Annotated in this window: 8 protein-coding genes, 1 pseudogene and 1 riboswitch; of the genes and pseudogenes, 7 read left to right on the top strand and 2 right to left on the bottom strand. The window is 69.9% G+C overall.

All coding sequences use genetic code 11. The features are described from left to right. The 4 genes from ACLL81_RS08130 to glp all read left to right on the top strand — a co-directional run. Window positions 1-264, top strand: a 264-nt coding sequence (locus tag ACLL81_RS08130; RefSeq protein WP_411287846.1) for a molybdenum cofactor biosynthesis protein MoaE, incomplete at its 5' end; no start/stop codon positions are given. Next, the gene (gene moaB, locus ACLL81_RS08125; RefSeq protein ID WP_411287845.1) at window positions 261-815 is read left to right on the top strand and encodes a molybdenum cofactor biosynthesis protein B; all 555 of its coding nucleotides are present in this window, start codon (window positions 261-263) and stop codon (window positions 813-815) included. The genes ACLL81_RS08130 and moaB, both read left to right, overlap by 4 nt. Next, a complete protein-coding gene (gene moaC / locus ACLL81_RS08120) occupies window positions 812-1,279 on the top strand; it encodes a cyclic pyranopterin monophosphate synthase MoaC (protein ID WP_411287844.1) in 468 nt (155 codons plus the stop codon). The genes moaB and moaC overlap by 4 nt, the downstream gene beginning before the upstream one ends. Beyond that, window positions 1,276-2,466 (top strand): gephyrin-like molybdotransferase Glp, encoded by a 1,191-nt coding sequence (gene glp, locus ACLL81_RS08115; RefSeq protein WP_411287843.1) that lies wholly within the window; start codon window positions 1,276-1,278, stop codon window positions 2,464-2,466. Before moaC ends, glp begins: the two co-directional genes overlap by 4 nt. Window positions 2,467-2,489: 23 nt before the next feature. On the opposite strand, the pseudogene ACLL81_RS08110 reads toward glp, so the two are convergent. After that, window positions 2,490-3,332, bottom strand: a pseudogene (locus ACLL81_RS08110) (XdhC family protein); the annotation flags it as partial. A gap of 166 nt (window positions 3,333-3,498) precedes the next feature. On the opposite strand from ACLL81_RS08110, the gene ACLL81_RS08105 reads away from it, so the two are divergent. Further along, window positions 3,499-4,374: a bifunctional regulator KidO gene (locus ACLL81_RS08105; RefSeq protein WP_411287842.1), complete on the top strand. Its 876-nt coding sequence runs from the start codon at window positions 3,499-3,501 to the stop codon at window positions 4,372-4,374. A gap of 98 nt (window positions 4,375-4,472) precedes the next feature. Here ACLL81_RS08105 and ACLL81_RS08100 read toward each other — a convergent pair whose 3' ends face one another. Continuing rightward, window positions 4,473-6,263 (bottom strand): TonB-dependent receptor plug domain-containing protein, encoded by a 1,791-nt coding sequence (locus ACLL81_RS08100; RefSeq protein ID WP_411287841.1) that lies wholly within the window; start codon window positions 6,261-6,263, stop codon window positions 4,473-4,475. Window positions 6,264-6,344: 81 nt separating this feature from the next. Continuing rightward, window positions 6,345-6,559, bottom strand: a riboswitch (cobalamin riboswitch). A 336-nt stretch (window positions 6,560-6,895) separates the two neighbouring features. Between ACLL81_RS08100 and ACLL81_RS08095 the strand changes: the two genes are divergently transcribed. Next, a complete protein-coding gene (locus ACLL81_RS08095) occupies window positions 6,896-8,668 on the top strand; it encodes a TIR domain-containing protein (protein WP_411287840.1) in 1,773 nt (590 codons plus the stop codon). Next, window positions 8,668-9,966 (top strand): TIR domain-containing protein (locus tag ACLL81_RS08090; RefSeq protein ID WP_411287839.1); only part of this gene is annotated, 1,299 nt, incomplete at its 3' end. The genes ACLL81_RS08095 and ACLL81_RS08090, both read left to right, overlap by 1 nt.

Raw genomic sequence — 9,966 nt, 5'->3', positions numbered from 1 at the left:
GCCCGGGGCCGCTTTTCCCTGCACGACCTGACAGTCGTCCACCGGGTGGGCAAGATCGCGCCCGGCGAGCCGGTGGTCTTCGTGGCCACTGCCGCGGCGCACCGCCGCGAGGCCTTCGAGGCGTGCGACTTCCTGATGGACTACCTGAAGAGCCGCGCCCCCTTCTGGAAGAAGGAGCACGGTCCCGCCGGCGCCCGCTGGGTCGAGCCCCGGCCGCAGGACCACGCCGATATCGCCCGCTGGGACAAGGAGACCTCCCGATGAATGCGCCCGTGCTCACCCCCGGCGGCCGGATCGACGAAAGCCGGGCGATCAAGCCCGTCCGGGTGGCGGTGCTCACCGTCTCCGACACCCGCGACGAGGAAAGCGACACCTCCGGCCATGTGCTGGCCGAGCGCATCGCCGGCGCGGGGCATGACCTGGTGGGCAAGACCATCGTGCCCGACGAGGTCACCGCCATCCGGGCCCAGGTGAACGCCTGGATCGACGCCGGCCAGGTGGAGGCGATCATCACCACTGGCGGCACCGGCATCACCGGGCGCGACGTGACGCCGGAGGCGCTGGAGCCGCTGTTCGACAAGAAGATCGACGGCTTCTCGGTGGTGTTTCACCTGGTGAGCTACCAGTCGGTGGGGCTGTCGACCCTGCAGTCGCGGGCCACCGCCGGGATCATCCGCGGCGTCTTCGTTTTCTGCCTGCCGGGCTCCAACGGCGCGGTGAAGGACGGCTGGGACAAGGTGATCTCCGCCCAGCTCGACAGCCGCCACGGGCCCTGCAACATGGTCGAGCTGATGCCGCGGCTGCTGGAGACGTGAGCAAGCTGACCCACATGGACGAGACCGGCCGCGCGCGGATGGTCGATGTCTCGGACAAGGCCCCCACCGCCCGCGAGGCGCTGGCCGCGGGCTTCGTGCGGATGACCCCGGAGACCCTGGCCCTGGCGTTGTCGGGCGACGGCAGGAAAGGCGACGTGCGCGCCGTGGCGGAGATCGCCGGGGTGATGGCGGCCAAGAAGACCGCCGACCTGATCCCCATGTGCCATCCCCTGGCCCTGTCCAAGGTCGAGGTGCGGGTGGAGCCGGCCGAGGGCGGCCTGGCGGTCACCGCCCGGGTGCGGACCACGGCGCCCACCGGCGTGGAGATGGAGGCCCTGACCGCGGTCAGCGTGGCCTGCCTGACGCTCTACGACATGCTGAAGGCCGCCGAGAAGGGCATGGTCATCGAGGCGGTTCGCCTGCTGGAAAAGACCGGCGGCAAGTCGGGCGACTGGCGGGCATGAAGCTGCTGGCGGTGGACGCGGCGCGGGCCCGCATGCTGGCGGAGATCGAGCCCCTGCCTGCCGAGACGGTCCCCCTTGCACATTCCATCGGCCGGGTGCTGGCCGAGGACGTGAGCGCCGTGCGCGACCAGCCGCCGTTCGCCGCCTCGGCCATGGACGGCTGGGCGGTGCGCGCCGCGGATGCGCCGGGGTGCTTGCGGATCGTCGGCGAGAGCGCGGCGGGCCACGGCCATGCGGGCCGGGTCGAGGCGGGGCAGGCGGTGCGGATTTTCACCGGCGCGGCCGTGCCGCAGGGCTGCGACAGCATCGTCATCCAGGAAGACGCCCAGCCCGAGGGCGATGGCGTCCGCGTTCCCGAGACGGCCGTGGGCCATCACGTCCGTCCCGCAGGCGGGGACTTCAAGGCCGGCGCGGTCCTGCTGACCCGGGGCGTGCGGATCGATCCCTGGCGGCTGTCGCTGGCCGCCTCGGCGGGCCGCGCCGACCTGCGGGCTTATCGCCGGCCGCGGGTGGCGCTGATCTCCACGGGCGAGGAGATCGTCGAGGCGCCGGCGCAGCCTGGGCCGTTTCAGATCTACGATTCTGGCGTTCCGGCGTTGGCCGCCATGATCGCCGGCTGGGGCGCGGAGGCAGTCCGCGCCAAGCCGGTGCGCGACGACCTGGAGGCGGTGATCGCGGCCCTGCGGGACGCCGACGCCGACCTGATTGTCACCGTCGGCGGCGCCTCCGTGGGCGACCACGACCTGGTGCGGGCGGCGGGCGAGGCGCTGGGGCTGTCGCTTCGGGTCGCCGGCGTCAACGTGCGGCCGGGAAAGCCCACCTTCTTCGGGGTGCTGGGGAACGGGCGGCGGCTGCTGGGCCTGCCGGGCAATCCGGCCTCGGCCTTCGTCTGCGCCGAGATGTTCCTGCGCCCCATCCTCAACGCCTATCAGGGCGCGGCCCCCGATCCGGTGACCCTGACCGCGCGGCTGGCGCAGGACCTACCGGCCAATGGTCCCCGCGAACACTGGATGCGGGCCAAGCTTTCCTACGCCAACGGGGCCGTCACCGTGCGCCCCTACCGCGATCAGGATTCTTCGCTGGTCAGCGTCTTCGCCGCTTCCGACGCCCTGTTGCGGCGGCTGTCGGGGGCGCCGGCGGCGGCCGAGGGCGAGGTCGTCGAGGTGCTGCCGCTGGCCCGGGCATAACGCTGGGCCATGATCTCGCCGATCACCGAGACCGCCACTTCCCAGGGCGCCTTGCCGCCGATGTCGAGGCCGATGGGGGCGTGCAGGCGGGCGATGGCGCTTGGCGCGATGCCTTCGGCGCGAAGCTGGCCCAGCCGCTCAGCCAGGCGTTTGCGGGCGCCCAGCAGGCCCACGTAGCCGGCCTGCGACGGCAGGGCGACCCGCAGGGCGGCGCGGTCGGTCTCCAGGTCATGGGTGGCGATGGCGATGGCGGTCCAGGGGTCGATCCCGATGGCCGCCAGGGCGGCCTGCGGCTCCGCGCGGCTGTAGGCCAGGCCGGGGATCGGCGGCGGCGCCTCCGGGCCCTTGGGCCGCACCAGGGTGGTCTCGAAGTCGGCCTGGGCGCCGAGCTGGGCGATAGCCAGGGCCGTCGGATCGCCCCCCACCACCACCAGGCGGGCGACCGGGTCGTGGCGGCGCACCATGGCGCCTTCCCAAGGCTGCACTTGCGGGGCGCAGACGCGGCGGCGGCCGTCGCTGACCCAGGTCACCGGCCGGCGCTGGTCGCGGGCGGCCAGCAGTTCGGCCAAGGCGGGGTCGTCAGCCGCCACCCGCTCAACGAAGATCTCGATGCGGGCGCCGCAGAGCAGCTGGATGTCCGGCCAGGGACTGCCCTCGCCATAGACCAGCCGACGGGGCTCGCCGTCATCCAGGCAGGCCGCGGCGTGGTCGGCCACGTCGCTTTCCACGCAGCCGCCGGAAAAATAACCCGCGGCTATACCGGGCGCGAAGACCATCTGCGTCCCCACCGGCCGGGGCCCGCCGCCCTCCACCGCCACCAGGGTGGCCAGAGCGCAGGCCTCGCCCGCCGCCCGCGCGGCCCGCATTGCGGGGCGCACATCGTCGGTCATGCCGAACAGCGGCCACTCGGGAAGCGGGTCTCTCATGCCGGTTGCGCCTTAACTCCCGCGAAAGGTCATGGATACGTCTTCTTAGCGATCGTCGGTCCAAGATGGCGGCTCATACGGACCATATAAAGCCCTGCGCCCCTTCATGACCTCACCGCTCACCAAGCTTGGCCTCGGGTCCGGCCAGTTCGGCCTCGACCAGCAGACGGCCGTCCGCGGCCGGCCGCGCGACGCCGAGGCCCGCGATATCCTGTCGATCGCCGCCCGCTCAGGCCTGGGCGTGCTGGAGGTCGGCCGCCATGCGCCGTCCGCCGAAGTGACCCTGGGCCAGGTGCTGCCCCGGCCCAACCCGTTCCGCCTGACCATCACCACCGTGCGCCCCGACCGCGGCGCCGATTTCGCCGAGGGCGAGATCCGCGCCCAGCTCCGCCGGCTGAACGTCGACCAGGTGGACGCCATCCTGGCGCCCTCGGTCACCGACCTGTTCTCGCCGCTGGGCCCCCAGCTCTGGGACCGGCTGCGCGCGCTGCGCGATGCGGGCCTGACCAAGAAGATCGGCGTCTCGGCCTATTCCTCCGACGATCCCGTCGGCTTCGCCAAGCGCTTCAAGCCCGACGTGGTGCAGGCGCCGGCCTCGCTGCTCGACCAGCGGATGCTGATCGACGGGACCCTGGCCGAACTGGCCGGCATGGGCATCGAGGTGCACCTGCGCTCGATCTTCCTGAACGGCCTGCTGTTCCTGCCGCCCGACCGGGCGCCGCATCACCTGAAGGCCGCCGCGGGCCGGATTTCCCGGGCCCGCCGGCTGATCGCCGAGGGCCGCTCCGACCCGCTGCAGGCGGCGCTGGGCTTCGCCCTGTCGCGTCCCGAAGCCTCCGTGGTGCTGGTGGGCGTGGCCTCGGCGGCGGAGATGTCGGCGGTGGTGGCCGCCGCGTTGAGCCCACCGCCGGACCTCGACTGGGACGAGATGGCCATCGACGACCCCGCCGCCCTCGACCCGCGCGCCTGGGCCGCCGCCTAAGCAGGGGCTCATTGGTCGCCCAACGCATCCCTGCTCAGGTCTTTTGCTTTTGCAGGATTTTCATCGGAAAACCGGCGACCACTTTTCCGAAATCCTGCCTAGTTCCTTAGCCTCACGCCGAGATAGACCGCCCGGCCCGGTTCGCCGTAGCCGAAGGTCTCGTGGTAGCGGGCGTCCGACAGGTTCTCGATCCTGGCCGTCAGGCTGACCCGCGGGTTGACGGCGTAGGCGGCCGCAAGGTCGGCGGTGGCGAAACCCTGGCGGCGCACCCGGCTGAAGCCGTCGCGGGCGGTGTCGGTCTGGCTGGACTCCGCCCGGGCGGTGAGCGCCCCGCTCCACGGACCCTGCGACCAGAACAGGCTCGCCGCCGCGGAATGGTCGGGGACACGGATCAGGCTGGCGTTGGAGGCCGCGTTGATGGCGTCCAGCCGGGCGTAGGCGAGTTTCAACGTCAGGGACGGCGCCAGCAGGACCTCCGCCTCGGCTTCCAGGCCGGTGGATCGGGTGCGGGCGATATTGACGTAGCGGCCGGCGGTGTAGGCGATCTGGTCGCGCACCGACAGGCGATAGCCGGTGACCGCCGCGGTGACCCGTGGCGACGTCCAGCCCAGGCGCAGGTCGACCCCCTCGGCGCGCTCTGGCCTCAGGGTCAGGGCCGGGCCGGCCGGGAAGCAGAAATCGCAGATGATCTGGCTGATGGTCGGGACCTTGAAGCCCTGGCCGGCGGCGGCGGTCAGGGTGAAGCCGGCCGGCAGCGCCGCGGCCGCCGACAGGCGTCCGGTGGTGCGGGAGCCGAAGCGGTCGGGGTCGTCGTGACGCAGGCTGGCGGTCACCGTCAGGGCCTGGAAAGTGCGGCGGCCGACGGCGAACACCGAGGTGGTGGAGAGGTCGAGGCTGGGCCGGCCGGCCAGGTCGGCGTCGGTGGCCTGGCGTTCGGCGCCCACCACCAGACCCTCGCGTTCGGCGGTCCAGCGGAGCACCTGGCGGTCGGCCTCGAAGCGCGACGGGAAGGCAGAAAGATTTTCCCGAACAATATCATAGGCCGAAAAACTGATGCGGTGCGTGAAGCCAAGGCCGCCGTCCAGCGTGGCGCGACCGAAGCCCGACCAGGCGCGGCTTTTGTTGCGGTCGGCGGTGTCGCCGAGCTGGAAGCTGGGCGGGGCGAAGCCGTCGATCTCGATGTCGCTTTGCGTGTAGCGCGCGCGGCCGTCGATCTGCAGGGCCGGCGACAGCCGCAGGCGGCCGCCCAGGTTGGCGGTGACGGTCTCGAAGCCGTCGTCCTCGGTCCCCAGGTCGGCCTTGGAGACCCCGTCGGTGCGGAAGGCCGCCAGGCTGGCGCCCACCGCATGTGTCTCTCGCGCGACGCCGGCGGCGACGAAGCCGCGGGCGGTGGCGAAGGACCCGGCCTCCGCCTGCGCCCGCCAGCCGGAAAGCTCGCGGGTGGTGAAGGCCACCACGCCGCCGATGGCTTCGGAGCCCCACAGCGACCCTTGCGGTCCCGAGAGCACTTCGATGCGCTCCAGGTCGGCCAGTTGCAGGGAGGCCGGATCGAAGGTTCCGCCGGGGTCGGCGGGGTCGCCCACCGGCACGCCATCGACCAGCACCAGGGTCTTGTCGGCGCCGGCGCCGCGGATGCGGATCGCGCCGATCCCGCCGAAGGCGCCGTTGCGGGTGACGCCGACGCCGGGAACCGTGGCCAGCACGTCGGCGGCGAAGGCCACGCCGCGGGCCTCCAGTTCGGCGCGGTCGATCACCCGGGCGCCGGTGACCAGGTCGATGCGGCTTTCCAACCGGGTGGCGGTGACGATGAGTTCGCCGACCTCCGCAGCCAGGGCGTTGGCAGGGTTCAGCGCGGCGATGGCCGCAGATGTGAGCAACAGGGTTCGCATGGTCGTCCTCCGTTTTCAGCCAAGTCGCTGCGACGGAGGGCGCGCGCGCCATCCCGCGCCGACGGCCTGGACCCGGGCCACGGACGAGCGACGGAAGACGGCAGGTCTCCTGGCTTGCGGGTCGCCGGACCCCGCCCTCGCCTTCCCGGTTTCCCAGTGGCGCCGCCTCAAAGCCGAGGCGGACGGACGCGGTCCTCACCGCTCACAGTTGCGGGCACAGCCGGGGAGTCCGTGCGCAAGCACATCACCCCGTTCCCTCTTGGCCCCTTGCGGGGACCGCCTTCACGGATGGGGTTGTGGAGCGGATCGGGCTTTGCCGCAAGCGGCGGGCTCACCCGTGGCTCCCGCTTGGGGGAGCTCCCGCGATCCGGGCGTCCTTCGTTGAGTCCAGAGCCGAAACTCGCCGTCGCCGTGCCTTGTGGAGTTGTGCCAGGACAAAGGCGAGGAGCCGAACCACCGGAATAGGTCAGGCCGCGTCTCGGGCCTGGCCACCTGCGCCGACTATCGGGGCCCGGTTAGCCCACGGTGAATTTGGTCTGACAACACCGACGAGGTCGACTGACTACACCCCCTCGCCTTGCTGGCCATACCGATGTTGGCTAGAGACCGTTCAGGGTGGTGGCTGACCAACAATGTCCGAAGTATTCGTATCTTATGCCCGATCGACGGAACCGCAGGCTAGAATCGTAGTCGAGGCACTGCGTTCGAGCGGCTATAACGTTTGGCGCGACGATCAGCTTCCGGCCCACCGCGCTTACGGTGAAGTCATCGAAGAGCGACTGAGGTCTGCCAAGGCGGTAGTCGTCATCTGGTCGGTCGATGCAATCCGTTCGCAATGGGTCCGGGCCGAAGCGGATGTGGCGCGCGAGGCCGGCACACTGGTGCAGCTCAGCATCGACGGCGTTCCGCCACCCATGCCGTTCAACCAGATCCAGTGCGCCGACCTTTACGGCTGGACCGGGGACCTGACCGCGCCCGGTTGGGTGAAGGTCGAAAGCAGCGTCGCCTCCCTGGTGGGCAGCCGGGGTTCGGAATCCGGCGCGGGAAAGACCTCGGCCGCCCCGCGCAAGGCGGCGATCTGCGTGCTGCCCTTCATCAACATGAGCGGGGACGGCGAGCAGGAGTATTTCAGCGACGGCATCAGCGAAGACATCATCACCGACCTGTCCAAAGTTTCGGCCATGTCGGTCGTCGCCCGCAACACCGCCTTCAACTTCAAGGGCAAGACCATCGACGTGAAGGACGTGGCGCGTCAACTGAACGTGACCCATGTGCTGGAAGGCAGCGTGCGCAAGGCGGGCGGCCGGGTGCGGATCACCGCCCAGCTTGTCGACGGAGAGGCCGGCGACCCGGTCTGGGCCGACCGCTACGACCGCGACCTGACCGACATCTTCGCCATCCAGGACGAGATCTCCAAGGCCATCGTCGGCGCCCTGAAGCTCAAACTCCTGCCTCAGGAGAAGAAGGCCATCGAGCAACGCGGGACCACCAGTCCTGAAGCCTACAACCTATATCTGCTGGCGCGCCGCCACTGGGTCGATGGCAGCAACAACGATCACCGGCGGGCCGAAGTGGTCATCCGCGTGTGCCGCCAGGCGATCGCCGTCGATCCCGAGTACGCCCAGGCCTGGGCGCTGATGGCGCTGGCCCAGACCGAACTCCGGTTCTGGCACGCGAGGCCGGAGGATGGACGTGAGGCGGCGGAGCGCGCCCTCGCGATCGATCCGAACCTCGCCGAGGCGCACTGCGTCGCGGCCCGCTATCTTCAGAACGACGGCCTGATCGACGAGGCGAACCGCCAGCTCGAAACCGCCTTGCGCCTCGACCCGGAGTCCTGGGAGGTGAACAAGGAAGGCGCGTTCCTGCTCTTCCGCCAAGGGCGAATCGCCGACGCCATCCCCTATTTCGAAAAGGCGGCTGCCTTGGTGGAGGGCGACTACCACTCGGCCGGCATGCTGATGACCTGCTACGGGGCCCTGAAGGATCAGGACTCCCTACTCCGCGCCGCAAAGACCACCTTTGCCCGGGTCGAGCGTGCTCTGGCCCAGGACCCAACAAACTCTAAGGCGCTGGGCTTGGGCGCAGGGGCCCTGGCCGTCATGGGCGAGGCCGCGCGTACCAAGGAATGGATCGCGCGCGCGATGCTGATCGACCCCGACAACATCCTGCAGAAATACAATCTCGCCTGCTGCCTCACCGCTTATCTTAATGACGACGAAGGGGCGCTGGACCTGATTGCCTCCTATTTCGACCAGGCCAACAGGGGTCAGATAGAGCACGCCGAGGTCGATCCGGACATGAACCGGCTTCGCGATCATCCCCGGTTCAAGTCCATGGTCGCCACCGCCAGGGCCAGGCTCGAAGTCACCGACGGTCCCGAAGCGATCCGGGCGAAGGACGCCTGATGTCGGACATCTTCATCTCTTACGCCCGTCCCAACGAGGCGCTCGCGAGGCAGGCCGGAGATGCGCTACGGGCGGCCGGTTACGCCGTATGGCGCGACGACGAACTACCCGCCCATCGCGCCTACAGCGATGTGATCGAGGAACGGATCAAGGGGGCCAAGGCGGTGCTCGTCCTCTGGTCCAACGACGCCGTCCGCTCGCAATGGGTACGCGCCGAGGCCGACGCCGCGCGCGAACTGGGGACGCTTGTTCAGGTGAGCTTGGACGGCTCGGTGCCGCCCATGCCGTTCAACCAGATCCAGTGCGCGGACCTGTTCGGCTGGACCGGCGACACCAGCTGGCCGGGCTGGGCCAAGGTGGCAAGCAGCATTGCCTCGCTCGTCGGCTCCATCGACGCGGCGCCCGGGTCCGCCCCCTCACGCCAACCGGAGCGGCGCGCTGTCGTATGCGTGCTGCCGTTCGTGAACATGAGCGGGGATGCCGAGCAGGAGTATTTCAGCGACGGCATCAGCGAAGACATCATCACCGATCTGTCCAAGGTCTCGGCGCTGACGATCATCGGCCGCAACACCGCCTTCTCGCTCAAGGGCAAGCCGGTCGATCTTGGCGCCCTGAGCCGCGATCATGGCGCCACCCATGTCCTGGAAGGCAGTGTCCGCAAGGCGGGCACGCGCGTGCGGATCAACGCCCAGCTGACCGAGTGTGCCAGTGGCCACCAGGTCTGGGCCGATCGATACGACCGTGACCTGACCGACATCTTCGCCATCCAGGACGAAATCTCCAAGGCCATCGTCGGGGCGTTACAACTGAAGCTCCTGCCCCAGGAGAAGAAGGCGATCGAACGGCGCGGGACGACCAGTTCCGACGCCTACAACCTGTATCTGCTGGCGCGCCGCCACTGGATCGACGGGAACAACATTGATGAACGCAGGGCGGTGGTGGTCATCCGCGTGTGCCGCCAGGCGATCGCCGTCGATCCCGAATACGCCCAGGCTTGGGCGCTTATGGCGCTTGCGCAGACCGACCTCCGCTTCTGGCACGGCAAACCCGAGGATGGACGCGAGGCGGCCGAGCGCGCGCTCTCCATCGATTCCAGCGTGGCAGAGGCGCACTGCGTCAAGGCCCGCTATCTTCAGCACGACGGCCTGATCGACGAGGCGAACCGTCAGCTCGAAACCGCCTTGCGGCTCGATCCGGAGTCCTGGGAGGTGAACAAGGAGGGTGCGTTTTTGATCTTCCGTCAGGGGCGGATCGCCGACGCCATCCCCTATTTCGAAAAGGCGGCTGCCTTGGTGGAG

It is taken from the genome of Phenylobacterium sp. (assembly GCF_046590535.1).
Classification (GTDB): domain Bacteria; phylum Pseudomonadota; class Alphaproteobacteria; order Caulobacterales; family Caulobacteraceae; genus Phenylobacterium.
The sequence above is the reverse complement of the archived record's forward strand: the minus strand, read 5'-3'. Positions and strand labels throughout refer to the sequence as shown.

Coding starts and splice junctions, on each gene's coding strand:
- ACLL81_RS08095 (WP_411287840.1), top strand. CDS start 6,896: ATGTCCGAAGTATTCGTATCTTATGCCCGATCGACGGAACCGCAGGCT.
- glp (WP_411287843.1), top strand. CDS start 1,276: ATGAAGCTGCTGGCGGTGGACGCGGCGCGGGCCCGCATGCTGGCGGAG.
- ACLL81_RS08105 (WP_411287842.1), top strand. CDS start 3,499: ATGACCTCACCGCTCACCAAGCTTGGCCTCGGGTCCGGCCAGTTCGGC.
- moaB (WP_411287845.1), top strand. CDS start 261: ATGAATGCGCCCGTGCTCACCCCCGGCGGCCGGATCGACGAAAGCCGG.
- ACLL81_RS08100 (WP_411287841.1), bottom strand. CDS start 6,263: ATGCGAACCCTGTTGCTCACATCTGCGGCCATCGCCGCGCTGAACCCT.